General features: G+C 61.2%; 17 protein-coding genes. 11 read left to right on the top strand and 6 right to left on the bottom strand.

Annotated elements, in window-relative coordinates; all coding sequences use genetic code 11:
- Nucleotides 1-39 precede the first annotated feature (39 nt).
- Nucleotides 40-171, top strand: coding sequence for a hypothetical protein (locus tag VOY09_RS01990; protein WP_322892558.1), 132 nt, complete (start codon nucleotides 40-42; stop codon nucleotides 169-171).
- Between the two features lie 37 nt (nucleotides 172-208).
- Nucleotides 209-550, top strand: coding sequence for a TfoX/Sxy family protein (locus VOY09_RS01985; protein ID WP_322892559.1), 342 nt, complete (start codon nucleotides 209-211; stop codon nucleotides 548-550).
- Nucleotides 551-633: 83 nt separating this feature from the next.
- Here VOY09_RS01985 and ndk read toward each other — a convergent pair whose 3' ends face one another.
- Complete coding sequence (gene ndk, locus VOY09_RS01980) at nucleotides 634-1,056, bottom strand: nucleoside-diphosphate kinase (protein ID WP_322892560.1); 423 nt, start codon at nucleotides 1,054-1,056, stop codon at nucleotides 634-636.
- A gap of 137 nt (nucleotides 1,057-1,193) precedes the next feature.
- Here ndk and VOY09_RS01975 point away from each other — a divergent pair, with 137 nt between their 5' ends.
- From VOY09_RS01975 to VOY09_RS01965, 3 genes are all read left to right on the top strand, one after another.
- Nucleotides 1,194-3,047, top strand: a complete 1,854-nt coding sequence (locus VOY09_RS01975; protein ID WP_322892561.1) for an ABC-F family ATP-binding cassette domain-containing protein — start codon at nucleotides 1,194-1,196, stop codon at nucleotides 3,045-3,047.
- 68 nt (nucleotides 3,048-3,115) lie between these two features.
- Nucleotides 3,116-3,745, top strand: a complete 630-nt coding sequence (locus VOY09_RS01970; RefSeq protein ID WP_322892562.1) for a MarC family protein — start codon at nucleotides 3,116-3,118, stop codon at nucleotides 3,743-3,745.
- Between the two features lie 17 nt (nucleotides 3,746-3,762).
- Nucleotides 3,763-4,341, top strand: a complete 579-nt coding sequence (locus VOY09_RS01965; RefSeq protein WP_322892563.1) for a retropepsin-like aspartic protease family protein — start codon at nucleotides 3,763-3,765, stop codon at nucleotides 4,339-4,341.
- Between the two features lie 232 nt (nucleotides 4,342-4,573).
- Here VOY09_RS01965 and VOY09_RS01960 read toward each other — a convergent pair whose 3' ends face one another.
- Both VOY09_RS01960 and VOY09_RS01955 read right to left on the bottom strand, forming a co-directional pair.
- Entirely contained in the window at nucleotides 4,574-5,035 is a 462-nt protein-coding gene (locus tag VOY09_RS01960; protein WP_322892564.1) for a DNA polymerase III subunit chi, read from the bottom strand.
- Nucleotides 5,036-6,505 (bottom strand): leucyl aminopeptidase, encoded by a 1,470-nt coding sequence (locus VOY09_RS01955; protein ID WP_322892565.1) that lies wholly within the window; start codon nucleotides 6,503-6,505, stop codon nucleotides 5,036-5,038. It lies immediately after the preceding gene.
- Between the two features lie 147 nt (nucleotides 6,506-6,652).
- Between VOY09_RS01955 and VOY09_RS01950 the strand changes: the two genes are divergently transcribed.
- The 6 genes from VOY09_RS01950 to rsmA are packed head-to-tail and all read left to right on the top strand — an operon-like array spanning nucleotide 6,653 to nucleotide 14,020.
- Nucleotides 6,653-7,762, top strand: coding sequence for an LptF/LptG family permease (locus tag VOY09_RS01950; RefSeq protein ID WP_322892952.1), 1,110 nt, complete (start codon nucleotides 6,653-6,655; stop codon nucleotides 7,760-7,762).
- Complete coding sequence (gene lptG / locus VOY09_RS01945) at nucleotides 7,759-8,853, top strand: LPS export ABC transporter permease LptG (RefSeq protein WP_322892566.1); 1,095 nt, start codon at nucleotides 7,759-7,761, stop codon at nucleotides 8,851-8,853. Before VOY09_RS01950 ends, lptG begins: the two co-directional genes overlap by 4 nt.
- The gene (locus tag VOY09_RS01940; RefSeq protein WP_322892567.1) at nucleotides 8,853-10,946 is read left to right on the top strand and encodes an LPS-assembly protein LptD; all 2,094 of its coding nucleotides are present in this window, start codon (nucleotides 8,853-8,855) and stop codon (nucleotides 10,944-10,946) included. Before lptG ends, VOY09_RS01940 begins: the two co-directional genes overlap by 1 nt.
- A gap of 19 nt (nucleotides 10,947-10,965) precedes the next feature.
- Nucleotides 10,966-12,189 carry a peptidylprolyl isomerase gene (locus VOY09_RS01935; protein ID WP_322892568.1) on the top strand — a complete coding sequence of 408 codons (1,224 nt, stop codon included), beginning with the start codon at nucleotides 10,966-10,968 and terminating at the stop codon, nucleotides 12,187-12,189.
- Nucleotides 12,186-13,178 (top strand): 4-hydroxythreonine-4-phosphate dehydrogenase PdxA, encoded by a 993-nt coding sequence (gene pdxA, locus VOY09_RS01930; protein ID WP_322892569.1) that lies wholly within the window; start codon nucleotides 12,186-12,188, stop codon nucleotides 13,176-13,178. The genes VOY09_RS01935 and pdxA overlap by 4 nt, the downstream gene beginning before the upstream one ends.
- On the top strand, nucleotides 13,175-14,020 hold the full coding sequence (rsmA, locus tag VOY09_RS01925; protein ID WP_322892570.1) for a 16S rRNA (adenine(1518)-N(6)/adenine(1519)-N(6))-dimethyltransferase RsmA: 846 nt from the start codon (nucleotides 13,175-13,177) through the stop codon (nucleotides 14,018-14,020). Before pdxA ends, rsmA begins: the two co-directional genes overlap by 4 nt.
- A 5-nt stretch (nucleotides 14,021-14,025) precedes the next feature.
- On the opposite strand, the gene VOY09_RS01920 is transcribed toward rsmA, so the two are convergent.
- The 3 genes from VOY09_RS01920 to prfA form a co-directional block, all read right to left on the bottom strand.
- The gene (locus VOY09_RS01920; RefSeq protein ID WP_322892571.1) at nucleotides 14,026-14,604 is read right to left on the bottom strand and encodes a DUF4167 domain-containing protein; all 579 of its coding nucleotides are present in this window, start codon (nucleotides 14,602-14,604) and stop codon (nucleotides 14,026-14,028) included.
- A 212-nt stretch (nucleotides 14,605-14,816) separates the two neighbouring features.
- Nucleotides 14,817-15,641, bottom strand: a complete 825-nt coding sequence (gene prmC / locus VOY09_RS01915) for a peptide chain release factor N(5)-glutamine methyltransferase (protein ID WP_322892572.1) — start codon at nucleotides 15,639-15,641, stop codon at nucleotides 14,817-14,819.
- Nucleotides 15,638-16,693 (bottom strand): peptide chain release factor 1, encoded by a 1,056-nt coding sequence (gene prfA, locus VOY09_RS01910; RefSeq protein WP_322892573.1) that lies wholly within the window; start codon nucleotides 16,691-16,693, stop codon nucleotides 15,638-15,640. The genes prmC and prfA overlap by 4 nt, the downstream gene beginning before the upstream one ends.
- Nucleotides 16,694-16,705: the final 12 nt, after the last annotated feature.

Below are 16,705 nucleotides of genomic sequence, written 5' to 3'. Positions count from 1 at the left end.
TAATATCACCGGTACGATCCCTCATTCAGGACAAGACAAATGGCCAGTTCGCAGCCAAACACCCAAAGCCAGCCCACACAGATGGGCCAGAGCAAGCCAACAGCCCAGCCTGCGCAGATGCAGGCGCAGGTCCCGGCCAAACCGATCTTTACCGATCTGGCCTCGATCTAAAGCTGGATTTCGCGTGGCTTGCGGGTAATCTGCCGCTATGGCTGCGCTCGAAACCATCCGCAATATCGGACCCGCTTTTGCCGGGTCGCTGCGCGCCGTGGGTATTGCCACGGCGGAAGAGCTGCACGCGTTAGGCGCGGATGCCGCCTATATCCGGCTTTTGCAGGACGGCAGCAAACCACATTTCATCAGCTACTACGTGTTGCATATGGCGCTGCAAGGCCGGCCTTGGAATGATTGCAAGGGGGCGGAAAAAGCTGCTTTGCGGGTACAGTTCGATGCGCTGAAGGCGCAGCATGTTGATAGTGATAGATCCGCTTTGGAATATATCCTCAACCAGATTGGCGTGGTCCCGGCGCAGAAAAGGCCACCTGCGTGATGCGGGTGGCCTTTGGGTCGGGGAGAACCCCGACCTACGGTGACTGATAAGATAGGTCGGAGTTTTCCCCGACGTCCGTCCTATTAACCGACGAGTTCGAGACCCGAGAAGAAGAACGCAATCTCTTCTGCCGCTGTTTCCGGCGCATCCGAGCCATGGACCGAGTTTTCGCCAATCGACAGCGCGAATTCCTTGCGGATCGTGCCGGGGGCCGCATCTGCAGGGTTGGTCGCACCCATCACTTCACGGTTTTTCGCAATCGCATTATCGCCTTCGAGCACTTGCACGACGATAGGTTCGGACACCATGAATTCACACAGCTCGCCAAAGAATGGCCGGTCCTTGTGGACGCCGTAGAATTGCTGCGCTTGCGCCAGTGTCAGCTGGATACGCTTGGATGCGACAACGCGCAGGCCTGCTTCTTCGAATTTCGCGACAATTGCGCCGGTCAGGTTACGCTTGGTCGCATCGGGCTTGATGATAGAAAATGTACGCTGGATCGCCATAATTATGGGTCTTTCACTGTTTGGGTTGAACTGGCGCTGCCCTAACATGCGCCATCCCGCGTGAAAAGGCCCGCCAGCACCCAGCAACCCCATTTCCACCGATTGACCCCGCGCCCGCGATGGGGCAAGGCAACGCCATGTTGAAAATATCAGACCTCACCTATTCCGTCGAAGGCCGCACCCTGGTCGAAAACGCCACTGTCACTATTCCCACCGGCCATAAGGTCGGGCTTGTGGGCCGGAACGGGTCGGGCAAGACCACCCTGTTCCGGATCATCCGGGGCGAGATGGTGCTGGATACCGGCAATGTCAGCATTCCTAAAGGCTGGAAAATCGGCGGTGTGAGCCAGGAAGTCCCCGGCAACGAGGTGTCGCTGATCGACACCGTGCTGCGCGCCGATCAGGAACGCGAGGCTTTGTTGGCCGAGGCGGAAACCGTTACCGACCCCGACCGCATCGCCGAGGTGCAGACACGTCTGGCCGATATCGATGCCTGGTCTGCCGAAGCGCGGGCCGCGACGATCCTGAAAGGTCTGGGCTTCACCCATGAAGAACAGCAACAGCCCTGTTCGGCCTTTTCCGGTGGCTGGCGGATGCGCGTGGCGCTGGCGGCTGTTCTCTTCTCTGAACCCGACTTGTTGCTGCTGGACGAACCGACAAACTACCTCGACCTTGAAGGCGCGCTCTGGCTGGAGGCCTATCTGGTCAAATACCCCCATACCGTGCTGATCGTCAGCCACGACCGCGAATTGTTGAACCGGTCAGTCGGCGGCATCTTGCATCTGGAAGACAAGGGGCTGATTTACTACACCGGCACCTACGATATGTTCGCCAAGCAACGCGCCGAAAAGCGCGCCTTGATGACATCGGCGGCCAAGAAACAGGACGCGAAACGCGCGCATTTGCAGGCTTTTGTGGACCGGTTCAAGGCCAAGGCGTCGAAGGCCAAGCAGGCCCAGTCCCGCGTCAAGGCCTTGGAAAAGATGGAAACCATCCGCGCGCCCGAAGATGCGGCGCGCACGGTCTTTACCTTTCCCGAACCCGAAGAACTGGCACCACCGATCATCGCGACCGAAGGTGCGGCCGTGGGGTACGGCAACACCATCGTGCTACATGATCTGAACCTGCGGATCGATCAGGATGACAGGATCGCCCTTCTGGGCCGCAACGGCGAAGGCAAATCGACCCTGTCGAAAATGCTCTCCGGGCGGCTGGACGTCGCACGCGGCACGATGGTGACGTCGAACAAGCTGCGCATCGGGTTCTTCGCCCAGCATCAGGTCGATGAGCTTTATGTCGATGAAACCCCGCTGCAGCACCTGATGCGCGAACGCGCGGTCGAAGGCCAGGCCCGCCTGCGCGCCCGTCTGGCCGGTTTCGGCCTTGGCGCGGATCAGGCGGAAACCGAGGTTGGGCGTCTGTCAGGCGGCCAAAAGGCGCGTCTGTCGCTGCTGCTGGCCACCCTGCCCGCGCCGCATCTGCTGATCCTTGATGAGCCGACAAACCACCTCGATATCGAAAGCCGCGAGGCTTTGGTCGAAGCGCTGACCGCCTATTCCGGCGCTGTCATCCTTGTCAGCCACGATATGCACCTGCTCTCGATGGTCGCAGACCGGCTGTGGCTGGTCAAAGACGGCCATGTCAAACCCTATGACGACGATCTGGAATCCTATCGCCGCCTGCTTTTGACGCCGGAAAAGCCTGCGGAAAAAGACAAGCCGAAACCCAAATCCGCGCCGAAACCAACCCGTGATGAAATCCTCGCCCTGCGTGCCGATGTGCGCAAGAACGAAGAGCGTGTCACAAAAATCAACGATATGCGCGATAAGCTGGCCAAGAAGCTGGCTGATCCGGCACTTTACGACGATGCCAAAGCGGGCGAATTGGCGACATGGAACAAGAAATACGCCGAAGTCATGGACGGTTTGGGCCGGGCCGAGGCGATGTGGATGGCCAGCCTTGAAAAGCTGGAAAAGGCCGAAAAAGCCTGATCCATTCGCTTTGTGACAAATACTCCCCGCGCGGCGCGCATCAAATCTTTTCTGGACGGACATAAAACATGACCGAACTGCCCGCCCTGATCGCCGCCTTTACGACGCTGTTCATCATCATGGACCCGCCGGGGCTGGCGCCGGTGTTCATCGCCCTGACCCAAGGCATGACACCGAGCCAGCGCCGCGCCATTGCGATCCGCGCCTGCACCGTCGCGGCCTGCCTTCTGATGCTGTTTTTGTTCGTGGGCGAGGCTTTGCTGGGGTTCATCGGCATCTCGATGGATGCGTTCCGCATCGCGGGTGGCGTGTTGCTGTTCCTGACCGCGCTCGACATGCTGTTCCAGCGCCGTCAGGCAAGGCGCGAAGATAACGCCGCCGAAGGTCAGGCCGAACATCAGGATGATCCCTCGGTGTTTCCGCTTGCCCTGCCGCTGATCGTGGGTCCGGGGGCGATCACCACAGTGATCCTGCTGGCGGGCAATTCCCCTAGTCCCGCCGATTACGGCGCGATTGCCGGGGTGGTTTTCGTGGTGCTGATCATCACCTTTCTGTCTTTCCTCGCCGCGCCAGTCATCGAACGGGTGCTGGGCAAGACCGGGCTGAATATCCTGACCCGCGTATTGGGCATGTTGTTGGCGGCTTTGGCCGTGCAATTCGTGATGGATGGCTTACGGGGCTTTGGAATCGGCACCTAAGCCCTATATAAGGGATCATGAGCACGGACCAGATCATGCAACTGACCTATCTTGTCCTGCTGGGCGCGGCGATTGGCGGCTCTGCCATTGTGGCGGGTCGCAACAATATGGGCAAAATGGCGCAACAGGCCGCAATCTGGGCGCTGATTTTTGTCGGTGTGATCGGGGCTTACGGTCTTTGGGGCGATATCAGCCAGAACGTCAGCCCACGTCAGGCTGCCATGCCGGATGGCACGATTAACGTGCCGCGCGGTCAGGGCGGGCATTACTTTTTGAATATCGACGTCAACGGCACGCCGGTGCGCTTTGTTGTCGATACCGGGGCCAGCCAAGTGGTTTTATCCGAAAACGATGCGCGGCGGGTCGGTATTGACCCTGAAACCCTGACCTATTCCGGCATGGCCTCGACCGCCAATGGCATGGTCCCGACCGCACCGGTCATGCTGGACACAATGACGCTGGAAGGCATCAGTGACGGCCCTATCAGCGCCGTGGTCAATGGCGGCGCTATGGAGGAAAGCCTGCTTGGCATGTCCTATCTGGGGCTTTATGACAGGATCGAGATTGCCGATAATGAACTGGTCCTGACCCGATGATCCGCGCTTTTGTCCTGATACTCCTGCTCGCCGCCTGCGCGCCTGCCCCCGAACTGCCGCCGGATTTTGATTCGAGCTTTGCGTTTTAAAAACTTTCGAGCCTCCGGCGGGAGTATTTCGAACAAAGCGAGGCCGGCCGCCTGTTTTGGTGCCCCTCTTCTTATTTCTGCAAATACTCCGGGGTGAAGCCCGGACTTGATCCGGGCGAGGGGCAGCGCCCCTTGCCGCCCTCTCAGCCTTGCGCTGGCTTTTCCGCCTTTTTCACCCAGCGCCCATCCTCCTGCGCCCAATATTGCGCGGCGATGCCGGCGTCCGTAAGGGTTTTCCATTGCACGCGGGCCTGCGCTTTGGCTGTGTCATGGCTGTCGAACAGGATGCAGGCGCGCTGTAAGGCCGCCGCTTCCTCCGCAGTGACACCAGCACCGGCGACGGCCATCACGCAGGCAAAACCCGTGGCCGAAACATCGCCGAGCAGGATCGGCTGATCTTCATCATGCAGGCCACCGGCCAGCGCATGCGGCAGGAAACTGTCAACCGGCCCTTGCCAGAGCAAATCATCCAGCCGCGCCAGAAGGGCCAGATCATTGCCGCGCACCAGTACCCGCCAGCCCTGCCCGCGCGCCTTGTCCAGCAGCATCGGCAGCGTGGTTTCCAGCGGGCTGCCCTGCAATTCGTAGAAAAATACTGCGCCCATCTACCCCTCGTAATGATCTGCGATCAGCCGGTTCAGCGCCATGACACCCCAGCCTGTCGCCCCCGCCGGGGCCAGCGTGGTTTCAGAGGTCACATAGGCGACACCGGCGATATCCAGATGACACCATGGCATATCATCCTTGACGAAACGTTGCAGGAACTGCGCCGCAGTGATCGCACCTGCCGCCCTGCCCCCGGTATTCTTCATATCCGCGATCCGCGATGTGATCAGCGCATCATAGGCTTTGCCCAAGGGTAGCCGCCATGCGCCTTCGCCTTCAGCCTCTGCGGCTTTCAGCACATGGTTGCAAAGCGCGTCATTGTTGGAAAACAGCCCGGCGTTTTCATGGCCCAAGGCGACCTCGACCGCGCCGGTCAGGGTGGCCAGATTGATCATGCCGCTGGGGCTGAACCGTTCCTGCACATACCATAGCACATCGGCCAAAAGCAGGCGGCCTTCGGCATCGGTGTTGATGATCTCGATCGTGTCGCCTTTCATCGACCGGACCACATCACCGGGCCGGGTCGCCGTGCCGGAGGGCATGTTTTCCACCAGACCGACGACACCGACCACATTCGCCCGCGCCTTACGCAGCGCCAGCGTGCGCATGACACCGGCCACAACGCCAGCGCCACCCATATCGGCGGTCATCTCTTCCATGCCGGCGCCCGGTTTCAGGCTGATGCCGCCCGAATCGAATACCACGCCTTTACCGATCAGCGCGAAAGGGGCGTCATCCTTTTTGCCGCCGTTCCAGGACATGACCACCACTTTGGTCGCACTGTCCGACCCCTGCCCGACCGCAAGCAAGGCCCGCATGCCAAGCCGGGCCAGATCGGCCTCTTCCAATATCTCGACATCCAGCCCCAGATCCTGCATCGCGGCGAGCCTTGCGGCGAAATCATCCGTCGTCAGCACATTGGCCGGTTCATTGGTCAGATCGCGGGTGAAAAACACGCCTTCGGCGACAGCCGCCATCGGGTTTGCGGATTTGGCCACGATTTCCGGCTCTGCCACCATGAAACCTGTTCTGGTGCTGCCCGGCTTTGCGTCGGTCTTGTAGGTATCGAATTGATAGCCACGCAAAGCCAGTCCCAAAGCGATATCCGCCGCGCGCGGGTAATTGCCCGCCAGCACCAGCAGATCCTGATCGCCGCGCGCCTTGGCCAGTGCAGCGCCTGCCTTGCGCGCCTCGGCCACAGACGGGCGGCGGCCGAGTTTGACGACACAGATCGCTGTGGCTGCGAGCCCGGAGGGATAGCTGATCTGCGCCAGATCGCCCAACGCGAGCTTTTCAAACGCTGCAGAGCCGGTCAGCTTTTCCACTGCCTTGCGCGCGAGGCTGTTCAGCTTGCGCCCGCTTTGATCCATGCGGCCATCCTGATCGACAAGGATGGCGATCTGTCCTGTCACCTGTGCGATGTGATCAAGATCGATGGCGCTGAACTGAATTTCGGCTGGCACGGGCATAATCGCTCCTGTCTGGGATGTGATCAGCGATAGGTAGCCCGTGCGCGCCGCGATGACCAGTTAGCTGTTCTATCCGGCCCCGGCTTGGGATAGTTTGCCGCAAACGGCGGGGCAAAGGACCAGAGCGTGGCGCGATTTGACAGATATATGCTGTCCCAACTGATGGTGCTGTTTGGCTTTTTCAGTCTTGTGCTGGTGCTGGTCTATTGGATCAACCGTGCGGTCCTGCTGTTTGACCAGCTGATCGCGGATGGGCAATCCGCCGGGGTGTTTCTGGAATTCACCGCCCTGTCGCTGCCCGGCGTGATCCGGATTGCCCTGCCTTTGGCGGCTTTTGCGGCGTCGATCTATGTCACCAACCGGATGACCAGCGAAAGCGAATTAATCGTCGTTCAGGCGACCGGGTTTTCGCTGTTCCGGCTGGCCCGTCCGGTGCTGTATTTCGGGCTGATTGTCGGCTTGCTCATGTCCTTGCTGATGCATGTGCTGGTCCCGGCCAGCAGCACGCAACTGGCGCTGCGCGAAGCCGAAATTGCGCGCAATATTACCGCGCGCCTGTTGACCCCCGGCACCTTTATCGAGCCGGTTCCCGGCATCACGCTGTATATCCGCGATGTCACGCCAGGCGGCGAACTGGCCGATCTGTTTCTATCCGATACCCGCAGCCTGGAGGAAAATGTGACCTATACCGCCACCCGTGCCTTTCTGGTGCGCGATGCGGATCAGACCCAGTTGGTGATGATCGACGGTATGGTGCAGACGCTGCGGCTGGCGGATCAGCGGTTGTTCACCACGCGCTTTACAGATTTTTCCTATAATATCGGCGAACTGATCGCGGCAGCATCGCCCGGCGGGCGGCGGGCCTCGCATCTGTCGACCTGGGACCTTTTGAACCCCACGCCGGATCTGGTTGCCGAAACCGGCACGCCTGCGGCGCGGATGATCGCCGATGGCCATGACCGGTTCAGCCAATCCTTGCTGGGGACCGTTGCGGCGCTGATCGGTTTTGCCACGCTGATGGTGGGCGGCTACAGCCGTTTTGGCGTCTGGCGGCAGATTGTGGCGGCGATTTGCCTGATCGTCGTGATCAAAGCGCTGGAAACCGCAGGGCTGAATGCCGCGCGCGCCGATGCGCAGCTGTGGTTCCTGACCTATCTGCCCAGTCTGGGCGGTCTGGTCATTGTCTGGTTCCTGCTTATTTGGGCCAGCCGCCCCTATCTGTTCAAACGCCGCGCCAAAGCGGGGTTGCCCGCATGATCCTGCACCGCTATTTCGCGCGCCGGTTTCTGCTGACATTTCTGGGCGTGCTGGGCATATTTCTGCTGATCATGGTGTTTCTGGATCTGGTGGAACAATTGCGCCGCTATGCCAGTGCCGATGCCAGTTTCCGGGCGCTGATCGAGCTGACGCTGTTGAATATTCCGCAATCGATTTACCAAATCCTGCCGCTGATCATGATTCTGGCGGCGATTGCGCTGTTTCTGGGGCTGGCACGGTCGTCTGAACTGGTGGTCACCCGTGCCGCAGGACGGTCGGCCCTGCGCGCGCTGACGGCACCTTTGGCGGTAGCTTTGCTGATCGGAGTGTTGGCCGTCGGTGTGCTGAACCCGATCGTCGCGGCGACATCCAAGGAATATGAGGCGCGCGGCGGCGCCTTGCGTGGCAATGCCTCGGTTCTGTCGATCGGGTCATCAGGGCTTTGGCTGCGGCAAGGGTCGGATGAGGGGCAGACGGTGATCCGCGCGGCCAACGCCAATCTGGATGGTACCGTGCTGACCGATGTGACCTTTATCACGTTTGCGCCTGACAGCGGTCCGGCGCGCCGGGTGAATGCCGCATCCGCCATCCTCACGGATGGGGCCTGGGTGCTGACACAGGTGAAGTCCTGGACCTTCGGTGATGATGTCACACCAGAGGCCGGGGCCGAACAAAGCGCTGCGATGCGCCTGCCCTCGACCCTGACACCCGATGAGATCCGCGACAGTTTCGGCACCCCGTCATCGATCCCGATCTGGGAATTGCCCGCCTTTATCACCCGTTTGCAGGCGGCGGGATTTTCCGCACAGCGCCATCTGGTCTGGCTGCACAGTGAATTGGCGCAGCCGTTCTTTCTGATGGCGATGGTGATGATCGGGGCCAGTTTCACGATCCGCCATCAGCGTGGCGGGCGCACCGGGCTGATGGTGATGTTCGCCATCCTGCTGGCCTTTGTGATCTATTTCATTCGCAACTTTGCGCAGGTTCTGGGCGAAAACGGGCAATTGCCCGCAGCCCTTGCCGCCTGGGCACCGCCGCTTGCCGCCATCGGCCTGTCGCTGGGCCTGCTTTTACATAATGAGGATGGCTGATGCGCTGGCTGGTTCTGATCCTGCTGCTGTTCCCCGCTGTGGCGCGCGCCCAACAGGCGGCGACGCTTGTGGCGGATAATGTCACGCTGAACGCAGACGACCAATTGATCGCCAGCGGCAATGTCGAAGTGTTCTTTGACGGCACCCGCCTGACCGCGTCAGAGATCATCTATGACCGCAGCAGCGACCGGCTGATGATCACCGGCCCGATTGTGGTGCAGGATGCCGATGGCAGCGTGCTGACCGCGACCAGCGCGGAGCTGGACCCAAGGCTGCAAGGCGGCATTCTGATCGGCGCACGGCTGGTATTGGACCAGCAATTGCAGTTGGTCGCCAATCAGATCGACCGGCAGGACGGGCGCTATGTGCAGCTTTATCGCTCTGCCGCGTCATCCTGTCAGGTTTGCGGCACCCGCGCACCGCTTTGGGAAATCCGGGCCGAAAGGGTGGTGCATGATACGCTGGAAAAGCAGCTTTATTTCGAGAACGCCACATTCCGGGTGCGCGGTGTGCCGGTCTTCTGGTTACCCGCGATGCGCCTGCCCGACCCGACACTGGAGCGCGCCACGGGGTTTCTGATCCCCAGTCAGCGCAACACCAGCCAATTGGGCAGCGGCATCAAACTGCCTTATTTCGTCACTTTGGGTGACCACGCCGATATCACGCTGACGCCCTATGTCTCACCGGAAACTCGGACGCTGGAAATCGCCTTTCGCCGCGCCTTTGCGAACGGGTCCTTGCAAGTGCGCGGGGCGGCCAGCAACGATAGTCTGCAGGACGACACGCGGTCTTATCTTTTTGCCACCGGAAATTTTACCCTGCCGGATAATTACCAGCTGCAGTTCAATATCGAAACCGTGTCCGACAAGGCCTATCTGCTGGATTACGGCTATGATGATCAGGACCGGCTGGAAAGCGCGCTGAACCTTGTCCGCGTGACGGACAATAGCCTGAATGAATTGCGTTTCAGCTATTTTCAGACTTTGCGCGAGGTGGAAACCAATGCCTCTTTGCCGCCGATCATCGGCGAAATCAGGCATGAGGCGCGGGTCCGGCCTGCTGCTGGCGGCACGCTGACCTATGTCACCAGCCTGGACACGGCCTATCGCCCCGATGACACCGATGGCGAAACCGGCCGGGACGTCACCCGTGCGGGTGGGCGGGCCGATTGGCGGCAGGACTGGATCCTGCCATCTGGGTTTGTCGGCTCTGCACAGGGCAGTCTGCGCGGCGATCTTTACCGCGTCACTGATGACAGCAACTTTCCGACCAGTGCCGCGCGCATCGTGCCCAGCGTGATGACAACCTTGCGCTGGCCATTGGTCCGGCAGGGTGCGGCGGCCAGCCATCTGCTGGAACCGACGATCAGCCTGAACTGGGCCGATATCCACGGCCGCAGGCCGCCCAATGAAGACAGCACAAGGTCCGAACTGGATCAGGCCAATCTGTTCGACCGCTCGCGCTTTGCCGGGCAGGATGCGGTGGAAACCGGCAGCCAATTGGCCGCTGGCCTGTCCTGGACCCGGCTGGGGATCGGGGGGGCATCATCCACCCTGACCATGGGGCGGATATACCGGACGGAAGCGCAGTCGGATTTCACCCCTTCATCCGGGCTGGACGGGCTGCAATCGGATTGGCTGGTATCGGGGCAATATGTGTCACAAGGCGGGTTTCTGATCGAACTGCGCGGCCTGTTTGACGAAAATGCAGAGACCACCCGCACCGATGGCCGTATGCGCTGGCAAAATGACCGGATCGGGATCAATGCCGCCTATATCTGGCAGGCCCGCGATCTGGCCGAAAACCGTGATGGGGCTGTCTCTGAATGGACGCTGGACGGTGCTTTTGTGCTGAGCGATGCCTGGACCATGTCATTGGATGCGCGCTACGACATTGCCGCCGACCGTCCGGTGCAGGCGGGCATCGGCTTTGGCTGGCAAAACGAATGTGTGACTATCGCCGTTTCCGCCTCGCGCCGGTATACGTCTTCCAGTAGTGTTGATCCGACAACCACTTTTGGGCTAAGCGGCTCTTTATCCGGCTTTTCTGCCGGACGCTCTGCGGGCAGGCCCGCCGCCGGGTGCGGACAGTGATAAGAAGATAGAGGAAAGCATGCGTGGATTTGCCCAATTAACCGCCCTTCTGGCACTGGCCCTGACCTTTGGACAGGTGGGCACCGCCACCGCCCAGAACCAGTTTGCGCCCGCCATCACAGTGAATGAACGGGTCATCACCCGCTATGAACTGGACCAGCGCCGCCGCCTGATGGAAGTGTTCAACACCCCCGGTGATCCGGCAGAGCTGGCGCGCGACGGTCTGATCGAAGACCGTCTGAAACAGCAGGAAATCGACCGTGTCGGCCTGACCATCGCGCCCGAGGAACTGGAGGCCGCGCTGGAAGAATTTGCTGGTCGCGCCGATATGTCACTGGCACAATTCAACCAGATGCTGGCGCAAAGCGGGATTGATGCGGTCACCTTGCGTGATTTCGTCAGCGTCGGTCTGGGCTGGCGCGATTATGTCCGTGGCCGGTTCAACCGCGAGGTGACCGTGACCGATGCCGATGTCGCCCGCGCCCTTGGGCAGCAAGGCAGCGCCAGCACCGAAACTGAGGTGCTGTTATCCGAGATCATCATCGCCGCCCCGCCGGAAATGGCCGAACGCGCAGCCAATGCTGCCGATCAGATTTCGCAGATGCGCTCGCTCGCCGATTTTGAAGCGGCAGCGCGGCAGGTTTCGGCCTTGCCGTCGCGCGAAAACGGCGGGCGGCTGGATTGGGTGCCAATCTCGAACTATCCACCGCAGATCCAGCAGGTGATCCTGAGCCTGCAAACCGGGCAAGTCACCGCACCGATCACGATCCCGAATGGCATCGCCTTGTTCCAGCTGCGCGGACGCCGCGAAGCTGTGCGCCCGGCTTTGCCGCCAAGCAGCCTTGATTATGCCGCCTATTATATCCCCGGCGGTCAGTCCGAGGCGGGTCTGCGCATTGCCCGCGATGTCGCCAATAATGTGGATACCTGCGACGATCTTTATGGCATCGCCCGGAACCAGCCGCGTGACGTGCTCGACCGGGTTGAAACTGCCCCTGATCAGATCCCCAATGATATTGCGCTGGAACTGGCCCGGCTGGACCCGAACGAAGTCTCGACCAATCTGACCCGCAACAATGGGCAGACGCTGGTGTTCCTGATGCTATGTGCGCGCAATCGTGGCGGCGCGGCAGATGCCGATCCAGAGGCGGTGCGCAATGTCATCAGGGGCCAACGCCTTGGCACGCTGGCGGCGGCCCTCGTGGAAGACCTGCGCGCGCAGGCGGTGATCACCACAAGATGAAACCCATCGTGATCAGCTGCGGCGAACCCGCTGGCATCGGGCCAGAGGTCGCGGCCAAGGCATGGGCCGCTTTGCGCCATGATCTGCCGATGGTCTGGATCGGCGATCCGACACATCTGCCCGCCGGTACGCCGGTACAGATCGTGACTGACACCGGATTGGTGACGCCGGACCGTATGGCGGTGCTGGCGCGCGATTTTGGCGGTCCGGCTGTTGCGGGCCAGCCCAACCCCGAACATGCGCAAGGCGTGATTGACGCGATTGCGACAGGTGTCGATCTGGTCACGCGCGGCGAGGCCAGTGCGATCTGCACCGCGCCGATCCACAAAGCCGCGCTGATCGACGGGGCAGATTTCGCCTATCCCGGCCATACCGAATATCTGGCTGCTTTGGCAGGGGTGGAGCGCGTCGTGATGATGCTGGCCTGTGACGGGCTGCGCGTGGTGCCTGCGACGATCCATATCCCGCTGGCAACGGTGCCAGAGGCGCTGAGCGCGTCTTTGCTGACCGATACGATCCTGATCACCCATGCCGCGCTGCGCCGCCAGTTCGGTATTGCCGCCCCCCGCATCGCCGTGGCGGGGCTGAACCCGCATGCGGGTGAAGATGGTAAAATGGGGGGGGAGGAATTGGCGATGATCACGCCCGTTCTGGACGCCCTGCGCGCGGAAGGGATGGACATCACCGGGCCGCATTCGGCGGATACGTTATTTCACGCCGCCGCCCGCGCGCGTTATGATGTGGCGGTCTGCATGTATCACGATCAGGCGTTGATCCCGATCAAGACGATAGATTTTGCGGGCGGGGTGAATGTGACGCTGGGCCTGCCGTTTATCCGCACCTCGCCCGATCATGGCACGGCGTTTGATATCGCAGGCAAGGGCGTGGCGGACCCGACATCGATGATTGCGGCGCTGCGGCAGGCGGAGAGCATGGCGAAAAACTTTTATGCCTCCGGCGGGGATATTTGGGCTCGGAAGATGGCATGAGCGGGATTGATGATCTGCCAGCGCTGCGGGATGTGATTGCACGGCATGAACTGGCGGCGAAGAAATCCCTGGGGCAGAATTTCCTGCTGGATCTGAACCTGACCGCCCGGATCGCACGATTGGCGGGGGATTTGACTGGGGCCGATGTGCTGGAAATCGGCCCCGGCCCCGGTGGGCTGACGCGCGGTTTGCTGGCATCAGGGGCGCGGCGGGTCCTAGCGATTGAAAAGGACCCGCGTTGCCTGCCTGCTTTGGCCGAGATTGCCGCAGCCTATCCGGGCCGGTTGCAGGTCATCGAAGGCGACGCGCTGGAGATTGATCCGCTGGATTATCTGCAAGCGCCGATCAAGGTCGCGGCCAACCTGCCCTATAATGTCGGCACGGAACTCTTGGTGCGCTGGCTGACGCCACAGATCTGGCCGCCGTTCTGGCAAAGCCTGACCTTGATGTTTCAGCGCGAGGTCGCCGAACGGATCGTCGCCCAGCCCGGCGGCAAGGCTTACGGGCGGCTGGCGTTGCTGGCGCAGTGGCGCGCCGATGCGCAGATCGTCATGAACCTGCCGCCAGAGGTGTTCAGCCCGCCACCGAAAGTCCATTCCGCCGTCGTGCATCTGACCGCCCTGCCCGCGCCGCGCTATCCCGCTGACCCCGGCGTGTTGAATATGGTGGTGGCGGCAGCGTTCAATCAGCGGCGCAAGATGCTGCGCTCAGCGCTGAAATCCGTCAGCCCGGTGATCGAGGATCATCTGAATGCTGTTGGGATCAAACCCACCGAACGCGCCGAGCAAGTCGGGCTGGAGGCGTTCTGCGCCTTGGCGCGCAGCCTGGCTGCTGCGCGCTAGGGTTTTTACTCGGCCGCTTCCGGCGTTCCATTATCCGGCTGCGGTGCTGGCCGTGGTTTGCGCGGCGCACGGGGTTTGCGCGCCCGTGGTTGCGGCTTTTCTTCCGGCGTTTCGACCAGGCTCGACTCGGGCTCGTCATCCTGTGCGGCAGTTACATCACGCGGATCGGGCTGTTCATGGCGCGGCTGCGGATCTTGCCGCGGATTCTGGTCGTTGCCGTTGTGGTTATTCTGGCTGGCCGAGTCCTGCGCCTGCATCCGGTCCTGACGTTCCTTGTCACGCTCGGCCTGACGTTCGCGGTTCTGGGCCTCGACCTCTTCCCGGCGCTGATCGACCTCGCGCTGCGCTTCGGCCAGCAGACGGGTGTAATGTTCGGCGTGTTGCGCAAAATTTTCCGCATTCACCCGGTCATTGGACAATTGCGCATCGCGATGCAATTGATTGTATTTCTCGATGATCTGTTGCGGCGTGCCGCGCACTTTGCCATCCGGGCCAGAGCTTTCGAAAACCCTGTTGATAATATTCCCACCAGATGGACGGGGCGTGCGGTTTTTGTTCCGCGAACGTGACTTAGATGATCTCATAGATGTGCTTTCGAGCCTTTGGCTGATCTTGCGCTGGCGCGTTGTCGCGCTGCTGCGCGTCTTTGCACTGCGGGCCGTGCGATGGAGTGGCGACATATCGGAGAGAGATAATCGTTCTCTTACCCATCCGATACATTGCAATAAGCATGGCATTTCCGCCAAGACAAGTCAAAATTGCCCCAGTCAGGGATATTTGCGTCTAACCGCTGGTCTTAACCCGGCCAATGGCCCGAAACACCCCTGTTACGCCCGTCAAGGTCGTCGATCACCGCCAGATCGGTGAAACCGGCGGCGGTGAACATGGTGCTGACGGCATCGGCCTGTGTCGGCCCGATTTCCACGATCAGCCGCCCGCCGGGCGCCAGATGGGCGGGCGTGCCTGCTGCAATGATGCGGTAGCAGGACAGGCCATCGGCATTGTCGGTCAGGGCCTGGGTGGGTTCATGCAGGCGCACTTCTGGCTGCAGGCCGGACATTTCACCTGCGGCGATATAGGGCGGGTTGGAGATGATCAGATCAAACTGGCCGGTAACATTGCTGAACCAGTCGGATTGCCGCAGGTCGGCGCGGTCGTTCAGCCCCAGGGCTGTGCGGTTCTGCGCAGCCACGGCAAGGGCGGCGTCCGAGATATCAACGCCCAGCCCCCGCGATTCTGGGCGTTCTGCCAACAAGGACAACAGGATACAGCCCGACCCGGTGCCAAGGTCCAAAACCTGCGCGAAAGGCTGCGCCAATGCTGCCGCAACAATCGATTCGGTATCAGGACGCGGGTCCAGCACATCCTTGGTCACGATAAAGCGGTGATTGTAGAAATCGCGATAGCCCAGCAGATGCGACAGCGGCACCCTTGCGGCGCGTTGGTCCACCAGCGCGGCAAACCGCGGCGCATCGCCCGCCACATGCGCCCAGATCTGGCGCGATTCGTGACCGGGGTCTGTGACCCCGGCTGCCGCCAGCCACGCGCGGGCCCGATCCATCGCCGCGACCTCCGCCGCGTTCAGATCCCAATAGCGTCCGCTCGCGAAAAACCCGCTCACGCGCCCATCTCTGCCAGCAGGGCCGCCTGCGCCTCTGATTGCAAGGCATCGATGATCGCATCCAGATCGCCCGCCATCACCTGCCCCAGCGAATAGAGCGTCAGATTAATCCGGTGATCGGTCAGCCGCCCTTGTGGGAAATTATAGGTGCGGATCCGTTCCGAGCGGTCGCCCGACCCGACCTGCGCCTTGCGATCGGCGGAACGTTCCCCGTCGATCCGCTGGCGTTCCAGATCGAACAGCCGGGTTTTCAGCACCTGCATTGCGATTTCACGGTTGCGGTGTTGCGATTTCTCGGCGCTAACAACGATGATTCCGGTGGGAATATGCAAAATACGCACCGCCGAATCGGTGGTGTTGACGTGTTGCCCGCCCGATCCGCTGGCGCGCATCGTATCGATCCGCAGATCATTCACATTGATCTGCACATCGACATCCTGCGCCTCTGGCAGCACCGCGACCGTGGCGGCGGATGTGTGAATCCGCCCGCCGCTTTCGGTTTCCGGCACGCGCTGGACGCGGTGGACACCGCTTTCATATTTCAGCCGGGCAAAGACGCCTTCGCCTGCGACCCGCGCGACCACCTCTTTGATACCCCCCAGTTCGGTCAGGCTTTGTTCAAGGATTTCAAAGCGCCAGCCCTGATTTTCGGCATAGCGGTGATACATCCGCAACAGATCAGCCGCAAACAATGACGCCTCATCCCCGCCCGTACCGGGGCGGATTTCAAGCAAGGCAGGCCGCGCATCGGCGGCATCTTTCGGCAGCAGTGCGAGTTGCACGGCATGTTCGCTGTCTGCCAGCGCCGCCTTCAGTTCCGGCAATTCATCCTCGGCCAGCGCGCGCATTTCGGGGTCTTTCAGCAGCGCCTGCGTATCGGCGATCTGCGCCAGCAGGTCTTTATAGGCCGTGACGGTTTCCACCACCGGCCGCAATTCGGCATATTCGCGGCCCAAAGCGGCGATATCGCCTGAATTGGCACCATCGGACATCTTCGCCTCCAGAAACTGGAAACGGTCGATGATGTGTTCGATTTTGTCTGCGGCTATCATGGCACCCCGATT

Origin of the sequence: Yoonia sp. 67-2 (genome assembly GCF_035117555.1) — a bacterium.
Taxonomy (GTDB): Bacteria; Pseudomonadota; Alphaproteobacteria; order Rhodobacterales; family Rhodobacteraceae; genus Yoonia.
The sequence above is the reverse complement of the archived record's forward strand: the minus strand, read 5'-3'. Positions and strand labels throughout refer to the sequence as shown.

Coding starts and splice junctions, on each gene's coding strand:
- VOY09_RS01970 (WP_322892562.1), top strand. CDS start 3,116: ATGACCGAACTGCCCGCCCTGATCGCCGCCTTTACGACGCTGTTCATC.
- ndk (WP_322892560.1), bottom strand. CDS start 1,056: ATGGCGATCCAGCGTACATTTTCTATCATCAAGCCCGATGCGACCAAG.
- VOY09_RS01950 (WP_322892952.1), top strand. CDS start 6,653: ATGCTGTCCCAACTGATGGTGCTGTTTGGCTTTTTCAGTCTTGTGCTG.
- VOY09_RS01960 (WP_322892564.1), bottom strand. CDS start 5,035: ATGGGCGCAGTATTTTTCTACGAATTGCAGGGCAGCCCGCTGGAAACC.
- VOY09_RS01935 (WP_322892568.1), top strand. CDS start 10,966: ATGCGTGGATTTGCCCAATTAACCGCCCTTCTGGCACTGGCCCTGACC.
- rsmA (WP_322892570.1), top strand. CDS start 13,175: ATGAGCGGGATTGATGATCTGCCAGCGCTGCGGGATGTGATTGCACGG.
- pdxA (WP_322892569.1), top strand. CDS start 12,186: ATGAAACCCATCGTGATCAGCTGCGGCGAACCCGCTGGCATCGGGCCA.
- VOY09_RS01940 (WP_322892567.1), top strand. CDS start 8,853: ATGCGCTGGCTGGTTCTGATCCTGCTGCTGTTCCCCGCTGTGGCGCGC.
- VOY09_RS01920 (WP_322892571.1), bottom strand. CDS start 14,604: ATGAGATCATCTAAGTCACGTTCGCGGAACAAAAACCGCACGCCCCGT.
- VOY09_RS01985 (WP_322892559.1), top strand. CDS start 209: ATGGCTGCGCTCGAAACCATCCGCAATATCGGACCCGCTTTTGCCGGG.
- VOY09_RS01975 (WP_322892561.1), top strand. CDS start 1,194: ATGTTGAAAATATCAGACCTCACCTATTCCGTCGAAGGCCGCACCCTG.
- prfA (WP_322892573.1), bottom strand. CDS start 16,693: ATGATAGCCGCAGACAAAATCGAACACATCATCGACCGTTTCCAGTTT.
- VOY09_RS01955 (WP_322892565.1), bottom strand. CDS start 6,505: ATGCCCGTGCCAGCCGAAATTCAGTTCAGCGCCATCGATCTTGATCAC.
- lptG (WP_322892566.1), top strand. CDS start 7,759: ATGATCCTGCACCGCTATTTCGCGCGCCGGTTTCTGCTGACATTTCTG.
- VOY09_RS01965 (WP_322892563.1), top strand. CDS start 3,763: ATGAGCACGGACCAGATCATGCAACTGACCTATCTTGTCCTGCTGGGC.
- VOY09_RS01990 (WP_322892558.1), top strand. CDS start 40: ATGGCCAGTTCGCAGCCAAACACCCAAAGCCAGCCCACACAGATGGGC.